Genomic DNA, 21,313 nt, shown 5'->3' with positions numbered 1-21,313 from the left:
ATGAGTTAGCGGACAATCAAGATTATTCGTGGTGACCTAACTGTTGGGCCGCTTGATAATCGGCCCAGGTGAAGCCTTGCCAATGGTCGTATTCGGTGTAGCGGGCGCGGGCGGCGGCTACGGCCAGGTCGAGGCGGCGCTGAGCTTCGGAAGCGTCGATGACGGCGGAGGTACCGTACTCGGCGTTCACGGTGAGATGGGTGGTGCGGTCGAGGACGGCACGATGGGCCAGCAGCGTGGGCAGGGTGCGGTCGGGCATATCGAGGAGGAAGCCGATATCGACGCTGCGGAAGCGCGGTTGGAGGTTATATTCCGTCATCCACACTTCCCAGTTGCCGGCGGCCAGTAGCAGCAGCACCGCGTACAAGGCCAGCGAATTCAGCCGCACGAGGCTATAAGCCGAGCGTTGCTGCCAGATTTTACCCAGCACCGTCGCCAACCCGAAGAACACCAGCAGCAAGAAGAAACACACGCCGATGCGCTTGTAGGCCACGCCGCTGTTCAGGATGTAATAGTAGTTGCGCAGGCCCACCGAAACGGCCAGCACCGCGTTTTGCAGCACCCACACCGTGGCCCCCCAGCGCAGCACCCGCAGCCCGGGTGCGTAAAAATTAAGGTTGCGCCGGAAAAACCACAGCACAATTCCCATTGCCAGCAGAATACTGAAAATGAGCACGTAGGTCCCTTCGTGCACGAACTGCGCCAGGTCGAACCCCGGCCCGGGCTCGAAGCCAAACCACAGCCAGCGCACATCGATGGCATTCACGACGAGCAGCAGCGCGTTCACCAGCCCGAACACGGCCACGGCCACCAGGTACTCCTTGCGCAAATCGAGCGCCTTGGTGGTTTTCAGGCGGAAATCGGGCCGGCGCACAGCCAACGAGGCCACCCGGTCGCGCTGCCGCCGCACAAACTCCCCGAAACCCGACTCCTGGTCGGCAAAAAAGTACACGGGCACCGCTACGACCACGGCCGCCGCCACCACGAAGCCCAGCCCCAGAAACAGTAGGTGGCCCAACGAAATATCGGGCAGCAGCCGTAGCAGCCATTCCTCCAGCACGTCCAGCACCCGGCTGCTCAGCCGCGCATACACCGGGTTGGCCACCGCGAACAGCCCGTGAAACGCGCCCAGAATGCCCAGCGGCACCAGCAGCAGCCGGCCGTAGAACCAGCTCCGACGCACGCCCGCGCCGGCCGTTTGCGGGGGCCGCACGCCGCGCAATACCCGCAGCCAGGCTTCGGCCGCGCTACCCAAACCAGTCAGGCCAGCATAAAGCAGCAGTTTCAGCGAGGGCTGATTGACGTAACCCAGCAGCAATAGCACCGACACCGAGCAGGCCAGCGCCGCCACCGCCGAGCCGTATACGGCCATCATTCCGCCGCTCAGCAGACTGCCAACCACCATCAGCCAGAAGTAGCCCGAGCGCCGGGCCGCCGCGTGGCGCGGCAGCTGCACCAGCTGCGCCCCCACGATAAATACATTAAATACCAGCATGTTCAGGCCGCCCCGCTCGCGCCAGAACAACCAGTCGAATAAAAACACGCCCAGCGGCAGCAGCAGCTTTTGAACGGCGGTGAGCGGCGGGCGCGCGGCGGCAACGACTTGGGCCGGCACAGACCATTCGCCGCCAGGTTGTAGGGAAGGATTCATTTTTAAAGAACTTTGTGATTCAAAGTAAATAAGCAAAAAAGAGAGCGCCGAAACGCTGAATTGCAAAAATTATGGTCGCAGGAGCTTTTCTAAAGTCGCGAGGTGCTGTTGAAAAGCGGTTTTGCCGGCGGCGGTAGCAGTGTAAGTAGTATTGGGTTTTTTGCCAATGAATTGCTTGCTCACAAGCACGTATTCGGCCTTTTCGAGGGCCGCAACGTGGCTGGCGAGGTTGCCGTCGGTAAGGTCGAGGACTTCCTTCAGGTCGTTGAAGCTCACCGAATCGTTGGCCATGAGCACGGCCATTACGCCGAGGCGCACGCGGTGGTCGAAGGCTTTGTTGAGAGTGTGGATGAGGTGCTTCACGCGGATACCGGAGGGTGGGCCGCCGGCGTGCCGGCCGCATCCGGCCGCTCGTAGCGGTTGTACATCAGCAGGCCGTAGCCGATGTGGCCCAGGCCAAAGCCGAGCGCAAAGTAAATCAAGCCCCAGCCGGGTTGCAGCATGGCCAGCAACCCCAGGCCAATCTGAGTGAGGCCCAGCCAGCGAATTTCGTCCAGCGTGTACTTACTGGCATTGAGCAGGGCTAGGCCGTAGAACAGCAGCAGGCCAGGCACCACCATGCCAGCGTCGCCGCCCAGGTACAGGCGCAGGCAGAATAGCCCGCCCGCCACCAGCGGCACGGCCAGGGCCACCGCGAGTCGGCGCGCCGGGCCGCTCCACAGCGAGAGGCCGCTGCGGTGGGTGCGTCGCCGCGTGAAGAAGAATGCCAGCAGCAACGCAGCCCCAATCATGCCGCCGGCCAGCAGCAGCAGCGCCGGCAGCGCCGCCTGCCGCTCCGTAGCCGAGGCGCTAAGCAGGCGCAGGTAGCCGTCCGGAAACTGGCGTTGCAGGTAGAAGTGGCTGGCGGCCGCGCCCAGCAGTGCCACCACGCCCGCCCCTACCCCGCTCAGGCCCGAGAGCGACAGAAAGCGCGAGCTGCGCTCCATGATGGCGCGGATTTCAGACAGTTGAGCGAGTGGGTCGGAGGTGGCGGCGGGCTTCATAATTATCGAAGTGCTTTGTGATGCAAAGTTGAATAAAAGAGTTGATACTTTTGCATGGCAGCTCGATAAATTTTTATCAGTCAGTGAAAGCATTTGCTAATCAGCCATTGCATAGCGCAATGCTGTGGCTGTATTCAAACACCTTGGGCACCCTTTTACTGGGTGCGTACGCCATCACGAAGGGTGACTTGAGTTTTGTGATAGCCCCTGTAATCGGCTTTTTGCCGCCGGTATATCACTTCTAGTAGCTCCCGAAATCGGAATAGCGGCCAGGCCACCGGAGAAATCAACCTCGGCAGAGTTAACTCAGGCCTGATAATCAGCGGCCTTGAGCAATAATTCCGGCTGATTGGAGCAAGCCATTTTGGGAATCGAAATTCCCAAAAATATTATTATTATTTACACAATCCGCTCATTATCAGTAGCCCGTAGCTGCACCAACTCCCCAAAAGGCTAAACCGGAATAGCGTTGCAGTCGCTTCCGCCACACCCCCAGGATGGGAGCAAACGCACGCCAACACTTTTCCTTATGCCTACTTCTGCTCACCTCCCTATTTCACTCACAGCCACCCGGCGCACCCTTATTGTTTGGCTGTTCAGCAACCTGGGCGGCACCGCTTGGCTGCTAGTGGATTTTTGCCGCTACTCACCCGAAGACTTTGTGATTCCGCTGGTGGTGGGCCTGATGGCGGCGGTGCTATCGCTGGCCACGGTTCCGCTGGCCATCCCGGTTTTCGCGCTGGCGCAGCGGCAATGCACAAACTGGCGCTGCCGCTTGCTGGCGCTGGCGGCCGTGCTGCTGGTGTTTGCACTGGGTAATTTCGCGCTATTGCACCTGCTACCCATTGGCCCGGCCGGCAGCTTGTTGCGTTTCTCGTGGCCCTACCTGGGCACGGCACTGGTAGCGGCGCTGTGGGTGTTTCGGCCCCGGCCCGTTCGGCGGCCGCAGGCGGCCCACCTGCTACTGGCGTGGCAGCCCCGGCCTACTCGCTGGCCTGTGCTGGCTTAGCCGCCTCCCGATAAGGCTGCTTAGCCGGAAACTTCAGCGTGAATTCGGTGCCCCCGCCCAGCTCGCTGGCTACTGAAGTCGTGACGCCAAGCAGGCCGCAGGCTTTGGCCACGATGGACAGGCCCAGACCAGTGCCTCGCACATCCTTGTGAGCCAGGGCGTCGGAGCGGTAGAGGGGGGCAAAAATTTGTTCCAAGTCATCGGCCCTGATGCCGATGCCCTGGTCGCGAATGGTACAGGTTTGCCAGCCGCCCTCCTGCCCAGGGCCACGCTGATGGTGGAACCAGCCGGCGAGTACTTAATGGCGTTGGCCAGCACATTATCCAGAATCAAGTCGACCAGAAAAGGGTCGGAGGTGATAGCGGGCAGGTCGCCGTCGGCTACGTCGACGCGCATCCGGCGGGCACTGAGGTCGGCCCGGTGGCGGTGCAGCACGTCGTGCACGCCGCTCAATACCGCCAGTGGCTGCTGCTCAATGGCTTTCGCGTGGTTTTCGAAGCGGGCCAACAGCAGCAACTGGTCGACGAGGTGGGTGAGGCGGTCGATTTCGACAATGCCCAGGTTGATATTTTCAACGTATTCGGCCTCGGTACGCGGTTTGCGCACCAGCACTTCGAGCGTGCCTTTGAGCACGGCCAGCGGAGTGCGCAGCTCGTGCGAGGCATCGGCGGTGAATTGTTTTTCGCGGACTACGGCCTGCTCGATGCGCCCCAGCAGGCCGTTGATGGCGCTGGCCAGTGTGTGCAGCTCATCGGGGCGCGGCGGCAGCGCAATGCGCTCGGCCAGGTTGCTCCGCGTGATGCGATTGGTAGTGGTCGTGATGGCCGCGATGGGTGCGATGCTGCGCCCGGCAAGCGCCCGCGCCATGCCAAATACCACCAGCAGCACCACCGGAAACGTACCCAGCAGCACCATCCCCAGGCTATGGAGCACATGTTGCGCGGCTTCGGACGACACCCCCGCCACCAGGTAGCCCACCGTGCGCCCCGCCCGCCCGATGGGTTCCTGCACCTGCCGGACGGCCCGCCCGCGCAGCATCGAGTTCAACGGCTGCAGCGCGTGGGCAGCATCAAACGCCAGCCGGTCGGCCTTGAGGTTAGGCGAGCGGTCGAGCACGTGCCCCCGCGCATCGGTGAGTTGAATGAAAACCGGGGCCACCTGCACCTCGCGGTGCTCGCGCTCGCGCCACTCATCCTTGCCCCGGAAACGCACCACGTCATCTCTCAGGTCCACTTCCTTGAGGTGTTTGACGGCCTCAAAGCGCAGGGTGTAGTCAAGGTCGGCATACACCTGCTGGCGCACCACGCCAAACACCATCACGTACATGGCCGCCACCAACGCGGCCGTGGCCAGCATGTAGTGCAGCGCAATGCGGTTCTTGAAGGTGAGGGCCATGAATGGATAAATAATAAAAGCTGCTTCAAAAGGACAGGCCGGACGTGGCGAAACATCTTGCCAACCAACAGTTTAGTTAGTTTAAGTCTCCGAAACACTTTGTCGCGCCCGGCCTGTCGTTCTGCATCCTACATTTCTACTCCCGCGCCACGTAACCCACGCCGCGCACGGTTTGCAGGTACTCGTCGTCCTTGCTCATACCCAGCTTTTTACGCAGCGCGTTCATGTACACATCGAGCACGCCGGTGTTGTATTCGAAATGAATATCCCACACGTTTTCGATAATGCTTTGGCGGCGGCACACCGTGCCTTTGTTGCGCAGTAGGTATTCGAGCAGGGCAAATTCCTTGTGGGTGAGGCTCACTTCCTCACCGTTTTTGTGCACCTGGTGGGCAGCCACATCCAGCACCACGGGGCCAACCGAAAACCGCTCAGGCACGGCCGCCGCCGGCCGCAGCTGCACCCGGATGCGCTCCAGCAGCTCCTCAAAATGGAAGGGCTTTTTAATGTAGTCGTTGGCCCCGGCCTGCAAGCCCTGCACGGTATCGTGCACGGTGTCTTTGGCCGTGAGGAAAATAAGGGGCGTGAAGTTGGCCTGGGTGCGCAGCTGGCGGCACACCTCCAGCCCGGTCAGGCCGGGCAGCATCCAGTCCACGAGCAGCAGGTCGTAGGGTTGCTGCCTGGCCAGCACCAGGCCGGCGGGGCCGGTGTCGGCTACGTCCACGGCAAATCCTTCCTCTTCCAGGCCCTGCTTGAGGAAGCGGGAAATGCCAGGTTCGTCTTCAATAAGCAGTAAGTGCATGAGCAGGGAAATGAGGCGCGCAGACTACCCGCGCTCGGCCGGATGGCGTAATCTGGCCGGATAACTACCCATCGGTAATGCAGCTGGTAACGGCCCAGGCCAGCATTTAGATACCGGCTACCCCATACTGGCCATTATTTTAAGCTGATTTTAACCTTTCTCTAAGTAAAATCTAAGGTAGGCAGGCGTAAGGTAGAATATATACACCAATTCAGCGGGCCAGCTTATGGCTGGTATTTCTTCCCTCCTCTTTTTTTACCTATGAAATTCTATATGCTGGCTGCTTCGGTGGCACTTCTCTCGCTGGCTGCGCCCCAGGCCCAGGCTCAAAACCGCCGCAGCGCCCCTCAAACCACGCCACCGGTAGGTAGTGCCGTGCCCAACAACACGCCCAACGCGCCCTCCTCCGACGGCGGCAAGCTCGACTACCGCAACCCGGCCGCCGACCAGCTCATTCCGGTGGAGGCCGATAAGCGACAGCCCATTACCCAGGAGCTGCAAGCCACTGTTGTGGAGCTGCTTGAGCTGTACCACGACTCCAAGCAAAGCCACTGGAACCTGCGCGGCCCCATCTACCTCTCGCTGCACGAAAAGCTTTAGGAAAACGCCGACGAATACCGCAAATACGCCGATGTTATGGCCGAGCGAGTGCTGCAGGTGGGCAACCCCATCGACGGACGGGTGCCCGTAGTGGCCGCCACGGCCAACTTGGGCGATTTCCCCGGTGGCTATCTGTCCGACAAACAAGTGCTGATTTTGATGACCGAGCGCATCAACACCACCGCTAAGCGGGTGCGCCAGCGCATTGAAAGCATGAGCAAAGTTGACGAAACTACTTCCAACCTGCTGCAGGAACTCAGCCATGCACTCGACAAACAGGTGTGGCAATTCCGGGTGATGATGCAATAATTCGCGCATCTTTCACCTAAAACCACCCGCTCGGTCGGCTGAAAAGCTGGCGGAGCGGGTGGTTTTTGCGTATCCTCCGTACTATGCGTCTACGACTTCGTCTGTTTGAATTTGAGGATTTGCCGTGGTTTCCGGCCGTCATCCGGACCGGAATGATGGACTACCTGCGGTTTATGATTTCGGCGCTGGGCACCTATCGGCCCATTGCCCCGCTGCTAGCCGAGGGCCTCGCCCGCACCGGCCAGCAGCGCCTGCTGGAGCTAGGTGCCGGGGCCGGCGGGGGCACCGAAACCGTGCTGGCCGCCCTGGGGGCCCTGGGCCAGGCCGGCACCACCATCACCCTCACCGACCTCTACCCCCAGCCTATTGCCTGGGCCGATATTGCCCAGCGCACCCAGGGCCGCATCGGCTTCGAACCCGCGTCGGTGAACGCGCTGGCCGTGCCGGCGCATCTGCCGGGCTTCCGCACCATTTTTTCGGCTTTCCATCATTTTCCACCCGAGGCAGCCACCGCAATGCTCCGCGATGCCGTGCGGGCCAATACCGGCATCGGCGTGTTCGAAGGCGCGGGCAAGCACTGGGCCGAACTGCTGCTGGCCGTGACGGTGCTCCCGGTGGCGCAGCTGCTGCTCACGCCGTTTTTCCGGCCATTCCGGCTCAGCCGGCTGGTGTTCACGTATTTAATTCCGCTTATTCCGCTCTGTACCATCTGGGATGGCGCGGTGTCGCTGTTGCGCATGTACTCGACGGCCGAGCTGCTGGCGCTGGCTCACGCGGCCGACCCGGCTGGTGCTTTTGCCTGGCAGGCTGGCCGCAAGCGCCACTGGTGGGGCCCGCAGGTGACGTACCTGGTGGGCTGGCCGGTAGCCAATGAACAGTTAGCAGTGAACAGTTAGTACTAAGCCATTCAGTGCTCAATCTGCTGTTTATCGACACCTTTGCCCATTCTCAACTGCTAACTGTTCATTGCTACTTGTTAACTGACTACAAAAAAGCCCTGCCGCTGCTGCGGATTCCCTTTTCGGTGTACCTCATGCCCGTATTCTGGTTTGGGCTGAGCGCGCTGCGCGGGCCCTGGAGCAGCGGGCGGGCCGTGGGCGTATTCGTGGTGCTGCACCTGCTGGCCTACCCGGCCTCTAACGGCTACAACTCCTACTACGACCGCGACGAAGGCAGCATCGGCGGCTTAAAAGCGCCACCCAAAGTCACGCCCGAGCTGCTGCACCTGGTGTGGCTGTTCGATGCGCTGGCCGTGGCGGGCGCGGCGCTGCTCTCGTGGCCGTTTGCCGCGCTGGTGGTGGTGTATCTGCTGATTTCAAAAGCGTACAGCTACGAAGGAATCCGACTAAAAAAATACCCGCTGCTGAGCACGCTGGTTGTCGTCGTGTTCCAGGGCGCGTTCACGCTGCTGATGACGCAGGTGGGCGTGGGGGCCAGTTCAGTTCAGCTTTTCGAAAAAACCAACCTGCTGCTGGCCCTGGTGAGCACACTGTTTTTGTGCGGCTCCTACCCACTCACGCAAGTATACCAGCACGAGGAAGATGCCCGGCGCGGCGACCGCACCCTAAGCCTGCGGCTGGGTATCCGGGGCACGTTCATCTTCGCGGCCATTGGGCTGCTGGCGGGGGCGGCCACGCTGGGGCTGGCCTACTGGCTGCGCCAGGAAATGCGCCCGCTGCTGATTTTTCTGGTGGCGACCGGGCCGGTGGTAGCGCTGTTCGGCCGCTGGGCCTGGGCCGTGTGGCACGACGAGGCCGCCGCCGACTTCGAGCACACCATGCGCATGAACCAGGTATCGTCGCTGTGCCTGAGCGCGGCGTTCGTGGCTATGCTGCTGTGGCGGTAGCCAGCACCGGCGGCGGGGCTTCGGCTACTTTACCGGGTGGTAGCTACTACCACGCCAGCCGCCGCACGCGAGCCGTAGAGGGCCTGCGCGGTCATACCAGTCAGGAAATGCAGTGGCCGGATGGCGCGGATGGGCACGGTAGCCAGGGCTGTGGCGGCTTCCAGCCCCTGCAGGGGGCGGCCGTTCAGCACGAATAGTATCCGGGCATCGTGCACCACGGTGTCGGGGGCACTGCGACGGGCAGCTTCCCAGGCAGCTCGCGAAGCAGCTGACACGAAGGTCAGGCACACGGGCATCTGCGAGGGGTCGTTGCGGAACGTCCGGTGAGCATCGGCCCGCAGCCGCTCGCGCAGGGCGGCTACCTGGCCGGGGTGCGGCAGGTGCTGCACCCGCGCCAGCCAGGTGGCAGAAGTTTCGCGGGAGCTATCGGCGGCGGCGGGCAGACTTTGGGCGTAGCTGGCCGGCGCTACGGCCAGCAGCACCAGCAGCCGCCAGGGATTCAGCAATTTTGTAAGTAGGCGCACAGATTGGTAAAAAGCTACGGCACACATCGCACGTCATTTAGCAGGTTGAAAGTAGCTGATTGATGCGTAGGCCGGGCTTTTTGCATACAACTGCCTGAAAAATACGGGCCCTCCTATTTGGCACGGCGGCTTCCCAGCTATCACCTTCCGGGCAGCACGGCCGTACCATATAAACTTCACCACCCTATTTCTGTACCAATGCGCATTTCCTGGCTCCTCCTGCTGCCGCTGCTGGCAGCCTGTAACTCCACTCCCTCGGCCGTGAACGAAGGTACGGTTTCGCGCGCGGCCGACCGGCAGGGGCCTGATACCACCCAAACATTGCCCGCGCCCGATACTGCCGCCGCCAAAGCCGTTTCGGCCGTGAGCGATACGCTGCGGCAGGTGAGCGCGCAACACAATTTCAGTAATTCCAAAGGCCCGGCCGACTTATTCCGGCTGGTTTTTCGTGGCCCGTCTATCCTGGAAGGCACCGGCGAGCTCACCATTACCGACCCCACCGGCCAGGTCATCTTCCGCGAAATGCTGACCGAGCCCGACCTCGAAGCGGCCCTGGTGTATGAGATGAAAGGCCCCAGCGCCACCCGCGCCGCGCGCGAAACCTTCGTGCTTCGCCGCATCGACCGGTTTTTCCTACCCGCGCAGTTTCATTCGCCCGCCGTGGCGGCCAAAGCACCGTTTCCGAGCGGCATCGAAAACCTCGCCCGCGCCGCTTGGAGCGACCTGCAGAAGCGCCCCAATGCCATCGGTTTCGAATACCTGAAGGGCAAGGAAGACCGGCGCGTAATCGCCTGGTCGCCGCTGAAAAAACAGACGGTGCGCGTACGCTAAATCGTAGCTGGTGACCCTTGCTCCGCATTAAAATGGCCGAGCGAGCCGCTAGGAAGCCTGGCAAACACTCCGCAATACGTCATATCGTTTCCCGCAGCAGTTGCTCCAGGCCCGCACGCAGCTGCTCGTAGGGCTGGTAGCCGCGGGCCAGCACGTAGCCCTGCTCCCCTATCCGCACCACGGTCGTTGGGAAGCCCTGCACCCCGATTCGGGCCACGGCCGCAAATTCCTGCCGGGCCGCCTGCGCCGTTTCGGGCGCGGCCCAGCGGCGCGCGAATTCGCCTGCATTCACTCCGAAGCGGGCCAGCAGGGGTTCGTAAGTGGCCGCTTCGTTCAGGTCGTGGCCATCCCGGAACAGGGCTTGCTGCACGGCGTGAGCAAAGGCCACAGTCTGGGCGGGGTCCTGCGTGATATGGCGAAAAGCCACAATGGCCCGGCTCGGCGGCTCCGAATCGTAGCGATAAGTGCCGGTCTCGCCCAGTGTCCGGAAGGCATCGCCAAACTGCACGCCCGTCACGGTTTCTACCTCGGCCAAGGCTTGGCGGATGTAGTCCCAGCTATTGGCAATGGGGCCGGCATCGGAGCCCACGACCATGCCACCGCAGAGCACCGACACATCGAGCCGGCCGGCAAAATCGGCCTGCATCTGGCTGATTGCGGGGCTCAGGCCGTAACACCAGCCGCACAGTGGGTCGTGGAGGTAAAGCAGTTCGGGGCAATTGGCGGCGGGTTCGGGAGGCATACGCGACTATTTTTCCCCAAAAATAGCGCCCTATCGCTCGCCCAAAGGCTTTGATAGGGCGAGCTGAAATCATTTTTCGCCAAGATGAATTTATTCCTTCGGCTCGCAGTTTGCCCCGTGATATCTAGCTTTATTAGAGTGACCGATTATTATCCGCTCAGCTATTATTATCGACGATTATTATTCTAGCAAAAGCTCGTTACAGCAATGTAGCGGGCTTTTTTTGTGCTTTTTTCGTTGGTTTAATCAATTAATTGGCTGAATACGTGAAACAGCCCCACCCTACTCTATCTAAACAAGAAAGAGCCCACTACCGAGTGGCAGGGGCTCTTTGCTGGCTGCTGAAAGCGGCGGAATTTAGCCGTTCATGGCGAGCAGGAATTCTTCGTTGTCCTTGGTGCCTTTGATGCGGTCCTTGAGGAATTCCATGGCTTCGGTGGCGCTCATGTCGTTCATGAAGCGGCGCAGCACCCACACGCGGTTCAGTTCGTCCTTGCTCATTAGCAGGTCTTCGCGGCGGGTGCCGGAAGCCGGGATGTCGATGGCCGGGAACACGCGCTTGTTGGCCAGCTTGCGGTCGAGCTGCAATTCCATGTTGCCGGTGCCCTTGAATTCCTCGAAGATTACCTCGTCCATTTTGGAGCCGGTTTCGATGAGAGCCGTGGCCACGATGGTGAGCGAGCCGCCGCCTTCCACGTTGCGGGCCGCGCCAAAGAAACGCTTGGGCTTTTGCAGCGCGCCCGCGTCGATACCACCCGAGAGGATGCGCGACGAACTGGGCTGCACCGTGTTATAAGCCCGCGCCAGGCGGGTAATGGAATCGAGCAGAATCACCACGTCGTGGCCGCACTCCACGAGGCGGCGGGCCTTGTCAAGGGCCATTTCGGCGATTTTCACGTGGCGGTCGGCCGTTTCGTCGAAGGTCGAGCTGAGCACTTCAGCCTTCACGGTGCGGGCCATGTCGGTCACTTCTTCGGGGCGCTCGTCGATGAGCAGCACCATGAGGTAGACTTCGGGGTGGTTTTCGGCGATGGCGTTGGCGATTTCCTGCAGCAGCACCGTTTTGCCGGTTTTGGGCTGGGCCACAATCAAACCACGCTGCCCCTTACCAATCGGCGCAAACAAATCGAGCACGCGGGTACTGATTTGGGTGGACTTGGTGGTGAGTTTCAGGCGATGGTCGGCAAAGAGCGGCGTGAGGTGGCTGAACGGCACCCGGTCGCGGACTTCCTCCACGGTGCGGCCGTTCATGCTCTCCACGCCCACCAGGGCGAAGTATTTCTCGCCCTCGCGCGGCGGCCGGATGGTGGCCACCACCGTATCGCCGGGCTTCATGGCAAACTGCTTCACCTGCTGCGGCGACACGTACACGTCGTCGGGTGAGCTGAGGTAGTTGTAGTAGGGCGAGCGCAGGAAGCCGTAGCCACCGTCGGGCATCAGCTCGAACGTGCCGCCGCCGGGCACCACCAAATCCAGCTCCTGGCGTTGCGGGCGCTGCTGCTGGTTCTGCGGCTGATTTTGGCCTTGACCCTGGGGCTGGTTCTGGCCTTGGTCGGCACGGGGCGAACCGTCGGGATTCTGGCGGCGCTGCTGGCGCTGGAGCTCGCGCTGGGCGTAGCGCTCCTCGCGGGTCAGGTTCTGATTGTTGCTGCCATCGCCACGCGGCTGGTCGTTGCGGGGCTGGCCCACTTGGTCCTGCTGGCGGGGTTGGTCCTGCTGGCGGGGCTGGTCGTTGCGGTTTTCGCGGGGCTGCTGGTCCTGGCGCGGGGCGCGGGGCTGGTTATCGCCGCGGTTGTCGCGCACGTCGCGGTTATCGCGCTCAAACCGGTCGGCGCGGTTTTCGCGGCGGTCAGAGAAGCCATTGCCACCGGACTCGCGACGGCCGCCGAAATTTCCTTCGCGGGCATCGGTGCTGGGCTCGGGGGCAGGGTTGGCGGCGGCATAAGCTTCAGCGGCGGCTTTTTCGGCAGCCATTTCGGCGGCGCGCTGCTCGGTGATGGGGCGGCCGGCGCGGTCCACGCGCTCGCGGCGGGGGCGGTCGGTACGGGCAGAGTTGCCGGCGGCCATCTCCGAAGCAGAATCAACCGGGGCAGTGCTGTTTTCAGGAGCGGCAGCTGCTACTTCCGCTGTTTCAGCAACGCCCGGTGCCGGGGCGGCGGTTTCGGGGCCTTGCGCCAGCATGGCACCGGCAGCGTGCGAAGGCGCTACCAAGGCTAACCCCTCAATAGAATCCAAAATTTCAGTAGTGGGGGTCTCGGTAGCAACCGGGGCGGCGAGCACAGCCGAAGCGGCCGCGGCCGCGCCGCGCAAAGGGCGGACCGCGGCCGCTTTGGCGACGGGCGGCGCTACATCGGAGAAGGGTTGTTCGGCGGTAGTGGGAGCCGGCCGGCGGGCAGGGGTGCGAACGGGGCGGGCGGCGGCAGGGGCTGCGGCCGGAGCGGGAGTCGCCGCCGCCGGGGCGGGCGCTGCTTCGGCGGCACCGGGGCTAAGGGCCTGTTGGTCGAGGATTTTATATATCAAATCCTGCTTGCTGAGGCGCTTGAAGTTGCCGACGTTCAGTTGCTCAGCAATCTCTTTTAAGTCGGACAGCAGCCGGTCCTTCAACTCGTTAATGGTGTGCATAAAGGGAATAAGGGGAGTACATCGGCGGAGAAGCACGGGGGCTGGCGGCCCGGAATGGCCCATGGGAGGCGCATAATGGCCAGCTAAGGCACGGCGGCTAAGCCGCAGGAACAGAACATTCGCAGAGTCCGGACGAGCTACGGGATAGCAACGCGCGACGCGAGAGGAATAAACAGGAAATGAGGTGCAGAACGGGACCGCTGGAAATTCAGCAAAAAGACGGGCCGAAGACGAGCCCGGTGGCCCGCTGACCCGACCACGGCGGCCGGTTGCTCCCGCAATGTTAGCGCATTACGGGCAAACGGCCAAATCGACGGCCCTACTGTCCAGCCCTCAACACGCAGGTGGCGAAAATAAGTTGCGTCCTGTTTCGCGGCGGGGCCAGCGGGGCAGTGGCGGGGTCGGGTTTTCCGTGCGACCTTTGCCCCGTTACCCAACCTGCTCCCATGCTGCAACTTTCCGTTCTCCGCGACCAGACCGACTTCGTGTTGGCCGGCCTCGCCAAAAAGCGCTACGCCACCGGTCCCGCCGACGTGGCCGCCATTCTCGACCTCGACCAGCGCCGCCGCCAGCTCCAGACCAGCCACGACTCGGCCCAGGCCGAAGCCAACAAGCTCGCCCAGCAAATCGGTGGCCTGATGAAAGCCGGCGACAAGGCCGGGGCCGAAACCCTCAAGGCCCGCACCGCCGAGCTCAAACAGCACACCCAGGCCGCCGCCGCCGAACTGGCCCAGGTCGAGAAAGAGCAGCAGCAGCTCCTCTATAAGCTGCCCAACCTGCCCCACGCCAGCGTGCCCGAAGGCCGCGCCGCCCAGGACAACGAAATCGTGCGCGAGCACGGCACCAAACCCGAGCTCGGCCCCGACGCCGTGCCTCACTGGGACCTGATTAAGAAGTACGACATCATCGACTTCGAGCTGGGCGTGAAAATTACCGGCGCGGGCTTCCCCGTATATAAGGGCCAGGGGGCCCGTTTACAGCGCGCGCTCATCAACTTTTTCCTCGATGAAGCCCGCAATGCCGGCTACACCGAGATGCAGCCGCCCATTCTGGTGAACGAGGCCAGCGGCTACGGCACCGGCCAGCTGCCCGATAAGGAGGGCCAGATGTACCACGACGCCAAGGACGACCTCTACCTCATCCCGACGGCTGAGGTGCCACTGACCAATATTTACCGCGACGAGATTATTCCGGTCGAAAAGCTGCCCGTGCGCATTGCCGGGCACACGCCCTGCTTCCGCCGCGAGGCCGGCTCGTGGGGTGCCGATGTGCGCGGCCTCAACCGCCTGCACCAGTTCGACAAGGTGGAAATCGTGCAGATTACGGAGTCCGAAAAAAGCTACGCCGCCCTCGACACTATGGTGGCCCACATCGAAGGCCTGCTGCAAAAACTGCAGCTCCCCTACCGCGTGCTGCGCCTCTGCGGCGGCGACATGGGCTTCACCAGCGCCCTGACGTATGATTTGGAAGTGTGGAGCGCCGCCCAGGGCCGCTGGCTCGAAGTGAGCTCGGCGTCGAACTTTGAAACCTACCAGGCCAACCGCCTCAAGTGCCGCTACAAAGTGGAGGGTAAAACCCAGCTGCTGCACACGCTGAATGGCTCGGCGCTGGCGCTGCCCCGCATCGTGGCCGCGCTGCTGGAGAATAACCAGACGGCGGAGGGCATCAAGCTGCCGGCAGTGCTGCATAGCTACTGCGGGTTTGGGATGATTGTCTGAACCGCGGATTTACCGGATTCCTGGGTTCAGACACCTAATACTCCGCCATTTCCTCATGCACGTAGCACCAGAGCCATTGTTCGCCGGGCTCGGCGGATGATACAACCGGGTGTTGGCTGGCGTGAAAGTGCCGGGTGGCGTGCTTGTTTTTGGACGAGTCGCAGCAGCCGACGTGGCCACACTGCTGGCACACGCGCAGGTGCACCCAGTCGTCGCCGAGGGCTACGCACTCGGAGCAAGCGTATTCGGAAGCCGTTTTGAGCTTGGTGAGGGCCGTGAGGTGCTGGCAGGGTTCGGTTTCGGACATGGCGGCGGGGGCTGGCGTTGACGCCTCAAGTTAGCGCCCGTCGCGGGGCGGAGGCAGGTCCAAGCTCAGGCTTTGCTCGCGCATGCACTTAAAATGGCCCTGGGGGCACTTATCGAAGCCGATTTTTGAGCAGGGCCGGCAGCTGAGGCCCGGTACTTCCAGCACCCTAAACTCGGTGCGGAACGGGTACATGCCAAAAGCGGGCACGGTGTTGCCCCACACGCTGAAAATCTCCTTGCCGAAGGCGGCCGCGATGTGCATCAGACCGGTGTCGTGGCTCACCACTAAATCGGCCTGCCGCAGCAGCGAGGCCGACTGGTGCAGCGAGTAGCGCCCGCAGCCATTGATAATGAGGGGCGGAGCGGCGGCCTGGATGGGTGAATTTTTGGGGAAATAATACGGGCTGTCGGGCACGACAGCCGTGGGCTGGGCCGCGGCAGCCTGCGTCGCGAAGGCCTCTTCGATGACGTGGCCAATGCTTTCGTCCTCGGGACCACCGAGCAACACGATGGGGCGCGGGGCGAGCTTGGCACACAGCTCAATAAGTTTCTCAACGGGCAGGCGCTTGGTGGCGTGCTGCGCCCCGATGGCCACGGCCACGTAGCCGCGCCGGAACGGCACGGGCAGCGTATCCAGGGCTACTTCCTGCCCGGCTGGGATAAAATAGTCGAGGCCGAGGCCGTCGTCTGTCACGCCGAGCGCGGCGGCGGCGGCCAGGTAGCGCTGCACGATGTGCACGCGCGGCAGGCGGTCAATTTTGAAGTTCACCAGCAGCCATTTCGGCCAGTTCAACTTGTCGAAGCTGCCGGATTTCACGCCCAATTGCAGCTTGATAAGCCGCGTGCGCAGGTTGTGGTGCAGGTCGACGATGTAGTCGTACTTCTCGGCCCGCAGCTCCCGCACCAGCTCGCCCAGGCTACCCGTGAGGCAGTGCACTTTGGCCACATAGGGGTTGGCATCGAGCAGGCCACGGTAGCCGGGCTTGGTGGCAAAATGTACTTCCGCGCCCGGCACCTGCTGCGCCAGCGCCCGCACCACCGGCGTGGTGAGGACAATGTCGCCAATAGAAGAAAAGCGGAGAACGAGGATTTTCATTTGTAGCCAATGGCCAACAATCAAAAGGAACGGCATGCAGAGCGAAGTCGAAGCATCCCTGCTGCGCAATGCAATGAATTACTCTTGCGGTCGAGATGCTTCGACTTCGCTCAGCATGACGTTCTGGGTTGCACCTGATTTATCGTGATTCCTACTCAAACAACGACTTCTTGAATTCGAGCGGCGGGATGATGTTGGCTTTGCGGGCTTCGAAATAAGCCGCCACTTTCTCCACCGACTTCGCGTTGAAGGTCATCTCCTTCGTCAAATGGCCTTTGCGGCCCATCATCACGCCGTAGCGCATGTCCTCGTAGCCATTGGTGTGGTGGGCGTCGGGGTTGATGCTGAGGGGCACGCCCTGGTCGAGGGCGTAGCGCACCCAGCGCCAGTCGAGGTCGAGCCGCCAGGGGTTGGCGTTGATTTCGATGATGACGTTGTGCTGGGCGCAGGCGTCAATCACTGCTTTGTAGTCGATGGGGTAGCCCTGGCGGCGCAGCAGCAGGCGGCCCGTTGGGTGGCCCAGCATGGTGGTATACGGGTTTTCGATGGCGCGCAGCAGGCGGTTGGTGGCCTTGGCTTCATCCATCTTCAGGTTGGAGTGCACCGAGGCCACGATGAAGTCGAAGCTGGCCAGCACCTCGCTGGGGTAATCGAGCGAGCCATCGCTGAGGATGTCGCTTTCGATGCCCTTGAAGATGCGGAACGGGGCCAGCTCGGCGTTCAGCTTATCGATTTCCTGGTGCTGCTGGCGCACGCGCTCTACGCTCAGGCCGTTGGCGTAGTGAGCGGCTTGGCTATGGTCGCACAGGCCGAGGTACTGGTAACCGTGGTCACGCAGCCAGGTGGCCATTTCGCGGATGCTGTGGTTGCCGTCGGAGTACGTGCTGTGGTTGTGCAGCGACCCGCGCAGGTCGCCGTCTTCGAGCAGGTGGGGCAGCTTTTGGTCGGCGGCGAGGGCAATTTCACCCAGGCCTTCGCGCAGTTCGGGCACGATGAATTGCAGGCCGGCTTTCTCGTACAACGCTTCTTCCAGCTGGAATTTCTCGCGTCGCGCCAGCTGCCGCAGCGTGAGAGCCGAAGCAGCGAGCGGCTCGCTCAAATGCGCTTCGGCGGCCGAATTCAGAAAGACTTCGGTGGTGAAATATTCCGGCTTCACCAGCAGCACCTCCACCCGCGTGCCCGACTCGGTAGCCGCGCCGCGCCAGGCAAACGGGCCCGAACGGCGCGGGTCGGGCGTGAGGCCGGCCGTGGTGTTCAGCAGCTCGTGGGCCCGGGCCGGCTGGTCGGTGGCGGCCACGAGGCGCACGGTTTCCACGGTTTCGAGGCGGCGGCGAATTTCGCCGGCCACGGCTATCTGCTCGGTTTTGAGGCCGGCGCGCAGCAGCTGGGCCAGCTCGTCGCCCAGCTTTTCGGCCTGCGGGTAAAGGAGCTTGCCCTTGCTCTGGCCCGCAAATTCGAGGGCTTCCAGGATGCTGTCCTGGGTCTTTTTGCCGAAGCCTTTGAGCTGGCTCACCTGGTCGGTTTCGGCGGCTTCGCGCAGCTGCTCGATGGTTTCGAGGTTCAGCTCGCGCCACAGGCTGCGGATTTTCTTGGGGCCAATGCCTTTGATGCTCAGCATCTCGACCACCCCGGGGGGCGTCACGTCCAGCAGGCGCTGCAGGTCGGAGAAGGTGCCGGTGTCGAGCAGCTCGGCCACTTTGGCGGCGGCGGTTTTGCTCAGGCCGGTGCGGTCGGGCAGGCCGGCGCGTTCCACCTCGGCCACCGGAAAGCTCAGGGCGTCGAGGGCGCTGGCCGTGCCTTCGATGGCGCGGATTTTAAAGGGGTTTTCGTCGTGCAGCTCCATCAGCTGGGCGGCCAGCTTGAAGGCGCGGGTCAGGGCGCGGTTATCCACGGGGTAGGGTCGTTTGGGAGGCGCGAAGGTAGCTTGCGCGGGGGTTGCGCGGCGTTGGGCGAGGTGCCGGGAGCAAGGCGGGCAGGGCAACGGAACATTATCAGCCCGTCGGGCCGGGCGCAGCCTGCGGTTCTCAACCGCCCCATTACCCCAGCCGTACCTTGGCAACCATCCCGCCCTCACTCGCTATGCGCAACCCAACCATTCTGGCCCGTCGGCTGCTGCTGCCCCCGTTGCTGCTGGTCGCCGCCTGCCATCCCAACAAGCCGGCCGTCATCAGCACCTCGCCCACTACCATGAAGCAGCTGGAGGGCACCTGGCTGGCCTCGCACGAAGAAAACCGGGGCGATACGCTGGTGTACCGGCCCAACACCTACCCGTTTCCGCCGGCCCGGGGTCGCACCGGCTTCGCCCTGAAATCCTACGGTCGCTTCGAGCAGTTCGACATCGCCCCCACCGATGGCCTGAACGGTCGCCCCGGTACCTGGACGGCTGCCGGCGACGCCCGCCTGCGCATCCACCTCACCGATGGGCAGAGCCCGGATTATACCCTCAAAATCATCTCCCTCGATAAAAATAAAAAGGTGCTGAAGCTGCGGCAGCTACCGTAAGCATGGCTCGTTAGGTCGGGGCCCAAAGGGAGCGATACCCCCGCCCGATTCGGCTGTACCTCGATGAAGTTCATTTAGCTTTCATGAAGTGGCCGGACTTTTGGTGAGGCAAGGGGTGTAAGGCTGCCCGGGCATTTTCAACCTCTGTCGGGCGGGCTCGTATCCATTTTCAAGCTTCCGTAGTCAGGCGGCGGCCATTCCTCCAATCTATTCGCCATGAAATTCACTTCCGCTTTCGGTGTTAGTCGCACCCTGGCTTTGGGCCTGGCCCTGTTGAGCGCCGGCTCCGTGCTGGCCCAGAAAACCACCATCAAGGTCAAAAACGATAAAATCAAGACGAAAACCACCAGCGCCACTGGTGCCGTGGCCAAGAGTAATATGACGGTGATGCCCACCCCGCTGGCAGCTCCGCAACCCACCTCGCCCGTGGCTTCCGCGCCGCAGGTAGTGGTAGACGCCGTTCCGGTCACCGCGCCGATACCAGCCGTAGCCCCAGCCGCCGAAATGCCGACCGGCTGGCTCACCGACCTCGAGGCGGCCAAGGCGGCTGCCAAAGCCGCCAACCGCCCAATTCTGGCCGTTTTTTCGGGCTCCGACTGGTGCAAGCCCTGCATTATGTACGAGCAGGAGGTTTTTGCTAAACCCGAGTTCATGGCCTACGCCAAGGACAAGCTGGTGCTGGCTCACTTCGATTTTCCGAGAATGAAGAAGAACCAGCCCGCCGCGGCCCAGCTGAAGCTGAACGAGACCGCTGCCGCCCAGCTCAACCGCGAGGGCGACTTCCCGCTGGCCGTCATCATCTCGCCCGAGGGCAAGGTGCTGGCCAAGACCGGCTACATTGCCGGGGGGCCCGCCGCCTTCGAGGCTTACCTGAAAAAGGTAGTGCCCTCGCTTTAATAAATGTAAATGATTGAGAGCCGGCCCGAACCAATGCCCGCTCCCGGGGTTTCTGCTAGCAGTATGCAAATAAGTCTGAAACCTGGATTAGCCTTTTGGGCGCTGCTGGTCGTGCTGTTTGCAGCGGGGTCGGGCAGCGCCCAAACCGTTTCGGGTCCGCGTCATACGTTCACCCAGAGCGCCCACCTCATGGGCTCGCATTTCACCTTCACGGTGGTCGCCGAGAATGACTCGGCCGGGCAGCGGGCCCTGCGCGCCGGCCTGGGCGAGGTGCGGCGCATCGACCGGCTGATGTCGTTTTGGGACTCGACTTCCGAGGTCGTGCGCATCAACCGGGCGGCGGGACTGCGGCCGGTGGCCGTATCGGCCGAAACCTTCGACCTGATAACCCGCACCCTAAACTTGTCGCGCCTCAGCGACGGCGCATTCGACATCACCTTCGCCAGCGCCGACAAGTTATATAAGTTCGACCGACAGGCCCACCCTACCCTGCCCGATTCGGCGGCTATCCGGGCTTCGGTGCGGCGCATTGGCTGGCAAAAAATCAAGATGGACGCCGCGGCGCACACGGTTTTTTTACCCGAAAAAGGCATGCGCATCAACCTGGCGGGCATTCTGCAGGGCTACGGACTGCGCCGGGCCAAGCAGGTGCTCGACAAAATGGGCATCCAGGGCGGGCTGATGAACGGCTCGGGCGACATTTACTGCTGGGGGCGGCAGGCCGATGGCTCGCTCTGGCGCGTGGCCATCGGCAACCCCGACCACCCGAACAGCGTGGCCGCTTTCGTCGACGTGACGGACATGGCCGTGGTGACGGCCGGCAACTACGAGCAGTATTTCACGGTGGGCGGGCAGGTGTACGGGCACATCATCAACCCGCACACCGGCTACCCGTCCATCGGGCTGCGCTCGGTCACCATCCTCTGCCCCGACGTGGAGCTCGCCGATGGATTGGACGAAGTCGTATTCGTGAAAGGCCCAACCGCCGGTTTGGCATTTATCAACAAGCTGAAGGGCGTTGATTGCACGCTGATAACCGACGACAACCGCACGCTGGCCTCGCGGGGCATGACGCTTAATTTTTATCACGGTACCAACCCGGCGGCCCACCCCTGATTTTCTGTATCATATGATTATGAAAAGAACATTTCTTTCGGCCCACCCGCGCCTGGCGCTGGGGCTGCTGCTGCTTCCGCTCGGGGCCGCCCTGCCCAGCTGTGTGACAGTGGCAGCCTATCAGAAAGTGTACCTCAACGACGAGGACATGAAGCTGGCCGGTAAAACTGTCGAAGCCCCCGAAACCAACTTCGAGAGCTACCGCGAAGGAGCTGGCGGGGCCAACGGTGGCAAAGTAGGCGGCGGCTGCGGCTGCAACTGAGCAATGAGCAATGCGCATGACGTGCTACTAAAAATCAGTTTC

The 21,313-nt window shown here is 62.4% G+C and carries 21 protein-coding genes and 2 pseudogenes; 11 read left to right on the top strand and 12 right to left on the bottom strand.

Annotated elements, in window-relative coordinates; all coding sequences use genetic code 11:
* Nucleotides 1-22: 22 nt before the first annotated feature.
* From ABIB44_RS10600 to ABIB44_RS10590, 3 genes are all read right to left on the bottom strand, one after another.
* Complete coding sequence (locus tag ABIB44_RS10600; protein WP_354584634.1) at nucleotides 23-1,651, bottom strand: DUF4153 domain-containing protein; 1,629 nt, start codon at nucleotides 1,649-1,651, stop codon at nucleotides 23-25.
* 69 nt (nucleotides 1,652-1,720) lie between these two features.
* Complete coding sequence (locus ABIB44_RS10595) at nucleotides 1,721-2,014, bottom strand: winged helix-turn-helix domain-containing protein (RefSeq protein WP_354584633.1); 294 nt, start codon at nucleotides 2,012-2,014, stop codon at nucleotides 1,721-1,723.
* Complete coding sequence (locus ABIB44_RS10590; protein ID WP_354584632.1) at nucleotides 2,011-2,694, bottom strand: hypothetical protein; 684 nt, start codon at nucleotides 2,692-2,694, stop codon at nucleotides 2,011-2,013. The genes ABIB44_RS10595 and ABIB44_RS10590 overlap by 4 nt, the downstream gene beginning before the upstream one ends.
* Nucleotides 2,695-3,223: 529 nt before the next feature.
* Between ABIB44_RS10590 and ABIB44_RS10585 the strand changes: the two genes are divergently transcribed.
* A complete protein-coding gene (locus ABIB44_RS10585) occupies nucleotides 3,224-3,703 on the top strand; it encodes a hypothetical protein (protein ID WP_354584631.1) in 480 nt (159 codons plus the stop codon).
* Here ABIB44_RS10585 and ABIB44_RS10580 read toward each other — a convergent pair.
* The 3 genes and pseudogenes from ABIB44_RS10580 to ABIB44_RS10570 all read right to left on the bottom strand — a co-directional run bounded on the left by ABIB44_RS10580 (nucleotide 3,678) and on the right by ABIB44_RS10570 (nucleotide 5,900).
* Nucleotides 3,678-3,899, bottom strand: a complete 222-nt coding sequence (locus ABIB44_RS10580) for an ATP-binding protein (protein ID WP_354584630.1) — start codon at nucleotides 3,897-3,899, stop codon at nucleotides 3,678-3,680. The two genes, ABIB44_RS10585 and ABIB44_RS10580, sit on opposite strands and share 26 nt — an antisense overlap.
* 305 nt (nucleotides 3,900-4,204) lie before the next feature.
* Nucleotides 4,205-4,570: pseudogene (locus ABIB44_RS10575) on the bottom strand (histidine kinase dimerization/phospho-acceptor domain-containing protein); the annotation flags it as partial.
* Nucleotides 4,571-5,234: 664 nt separating this feature from the next.
* Nucleotides 5,235-5,900, bottom strand: coding sequence for a response regulator transcription factor (locus tag ABIB44_RS10570; protein ID WP_354584629.1), 666 nt, complete (start codon nucleotides 5,898-5,900; stop codon nucleotides 5,235-5,237).
* Between the two features lie 261 nt (nucleotides 5,901-6,161).
* Between ABIB44_RS10570 and ABIB44_RS10565 the strand changes: the two genes are divergently transcribed.
* The 4 genes and pseudogenes from ABIB44_RS10565 to ABIB44_RS10550 all read left to right on the top strand — a co-directional run bounded on the left by ABIB44_RS10565 (nucleotide 6,162) and on the right by ABIB44_RS10550 (nucleotide 8,655).
* Nucleotides 6,162-6,500: a hypothetical protein gene (locus ABIB44_RS10565; protein ID WP_354584628.1), complete on the top strand. Its 339-nt coding sequence runs from the start codon at nucleotides 6,162-6,164 to the stop codon at nucleotides 6,498-6,500.
* Nucleotides 6,501-6,515: 15 nt separating this feature from the next.
* A pseudogene (locus ABIB44_RS10560) lies at nucleotides 6,516-6,809 on the top strand (ferritin-like domain-containing protein); the annotation flags it as partial.
* Nucleotides 6,810-6,892: 83 nt separating this feature from the next.
* Entirely contained in the window at nucleotides 6,893-7,705 is an 813-nt protein-coding gene (locus tag ABIB44_RS10555; RefSeq protein WP_354584627.1) for a class I SAM-dependent methyltransferase, read from the top strand.
* A gap of 77 nt (nucleotides 7,706-7,782) precedes the next feature.
* Nucleotides 7,783-8,655, top strand: coding sequence for a UbiA family prenyltransferase (locus ABIB44_RS10550; RefSeq protein ID WP_354584626.1), 873 nt, complete (start codon nucleotides 7,783-7,785; stop codon nucleotides 8,653-8,655).
* 29 nt (nucleotides 8,656-8,684) lie between these two features.
* Here the strand turns inward: ABIB44_RS10550 and ABIB44_RS10545 are convergent, their stop codons facing one another.
* Nucleotides 8,685-9,161 (bottom strand): hypothetical protein, encoded by a 477-nt coding sequence (locus ABIB44_RS10545; RefSeq protein WP_354584625.1) that lies wholly within the window; start codon nucleotides 9,159-9,161, stop codon nucleotides 8,685-8,687.
* A 216-nt stretch (nucleotides 9,162-9,377) separates the two neighbouring features.
* Here ABIB44_RS10545 and ABIB44_RS10540 point away from each other — a divergent pair, with 216 nt between their 5' ends.
* Nucleotides 9,378-10,010: a hypothetical protein gene (locus ABIB44_RS10540; protein WP_354584624.1), complete on the top strand. Its 633-nt coding sequence runs from the start codon at nucleotides 9,378-9,380 to the stop codon at nucleotides 10,008-10,010.
* A 79-nt stretch (nucleotides 10,011-10,089) separates the two neighbouring features.
* On the opposite strand, the gene ABIB44_RS10535 is transcribed toward ABIB44_RS10540, so the two are convergent.
* A complete protein-coding gene (locus tag ABIB44_RS10535) occupies nucleotides 10,090-10,752 on the bottom strand; it encodes a DsbA family protein (RefSeq protein WP_354584623.1) in 663 nt (220 codons plus the stop codon).
* Between the two features lie 357 nt (nucleotides 10,753-11,109).
* A complete protein-coding gene (gene rho, locus ABIB44_RS10530) occupies nucleotides 11,110-13,374 on the bottom strand; it encodes a transcription termination factor Rho (RefSeq protein ID WP_354584622.1) in 2,265 nt (754 codons plus the stop codon).
* A 446-nt stretch (nucleotides 13,375-13,820) separates the two neighbouring features.
* Between rho and serS the strand changes: the two genes are divergently transcribed.
* Nucleotides 13,821-15,092, top strand: a complete 1,272-nt coding sequence (gene serS, locus ABIB44_RS10525; RefSeq protein ID WP_354584621.1) for a serine--tRNA ligase — start codon at nucleotides 13,821-13,823, stop codon at nucleotides 15,090-15,092.
* A gap of 34 nt (nucleotides 15,093-15,126) precedes the next feature.
* Here serS and ABIB44_RS10520 read toward each other — a convergent pair whose 3' ends face one another.
* From ABIB44_RS10520 to ABIB44_RS10510, 3 genes are all read right to left on the bottom strand, one after another.
* Complete coding sequence (locus ABIB44_RS10520; protein ID WP_354584620.1) at nucleotides 15,127-15,399, bottom strand: UBP-type zinc finger domain-containing protein; 273 nt, start codon at nucleotides 15,397-15,399, stop codon at nucleotides 15,127-15,129.
* A gap of 30 nt (nucleotides 15,400-15,429) precedes the next feature.
* Entirely contained in the window at nucleotides 15,430-16,494 is a 1,065-nt protein-coding gene (locus ABIB44_RS10515; protein ID WP_354584619.1) for a glycosyltransferase family 9 protein, read from the bottom strand.
* 151 nt (nucleotides 16,495-16,645) lie between these two features.
* Nucleotides 16,646-18,385 carry a DNA polymerase/3'-5' exonuclease PolX gene (locus ABIB44_RS10510; RefSeq protein ID WP_354584618.1) on the bottom strand — a complete coding sequence of 580 codons (1,740 nt, stop codon included), beginning with the start codon at nucleotides 18,383-18,385 and terminating at the stop codon, nucleotides 16,646-16,648.
* A 188-nt stretch (nucleotides 18,386-18,573) separates the two neighbouring features.
* Between ABIB44_RS10510 and ABIB44_RS10505 the strand changes: the two genes are divergently transcribed.
* The 4 genes from ABIB44_RS10505 (at nucleotide 18,574) to ABIB44_RS10490 (ending at nucleotide 21,271) form a co-directional block, all read left to right on the top strand.
* Nucleotides 18,574-18,996 carry a hypothetical protein gene (locus ABIB44_RS10505; protein WP_354584617.1) on the top strand — a complete coding sequence of 141 codons (423 nt, stop codon included), beginning with the start codon at nucleotides 18,574-18,576 and terminating at the stop codon, nucleotides 18,994-18,996.
* A gap of 216 nt (nucleotides 18,997-19,212) precedes the next feature.
* Nucleotides 19,213-19,893 (top strand): thioredoxin family protein, encoded by a 681-nt coding sequence (locus ABIB44_RS10500; protein WP_354584616.1) that lies wholly within the window; start codon nucleotides 19,213-19,215, stop codon nucleotides 19,891-19,893.
* A gap of 63 nt (nucleotides 19,894-19,956) precedes the next feature.
* Entirely contained in the window at nucleotides 19,957-21,009 is a 1,053-nt protein-coding gene (locus tag ABIB44_RS10495; RefSeq protein WP_354584615.1) for an FAD:protein FMN transferase, read from the top strand.
* A gap of 19 nt (nucleotides 21,010-21,028) precedes the next feature.
* Nucleotides 21,029-21,271: a DUF4266 domain-containing protein gene (locus ABIB44_RS10490; protein WP_354584614.1), complete on the top strand. Its 243-nt coding sequence runs from the start codon at nucleotides 21,029-21,031 to the stop codon at nucleotides 21,269-21,271.
* Nucleotides 21,272-21,313: the final 42 nt, after the last annotated feature.

The organism is Hymenobacter sp. UYCo722, assembly GCF_040547115.1.
Lineage (GTDB): Bacteria > Bacteroidota > Bacteroidia > Cytophagales > Hymenobacteraceae > Hymenobacter.
This window is presented reverse-complemented; position numbering and strand designations above follow the sequence as displayed.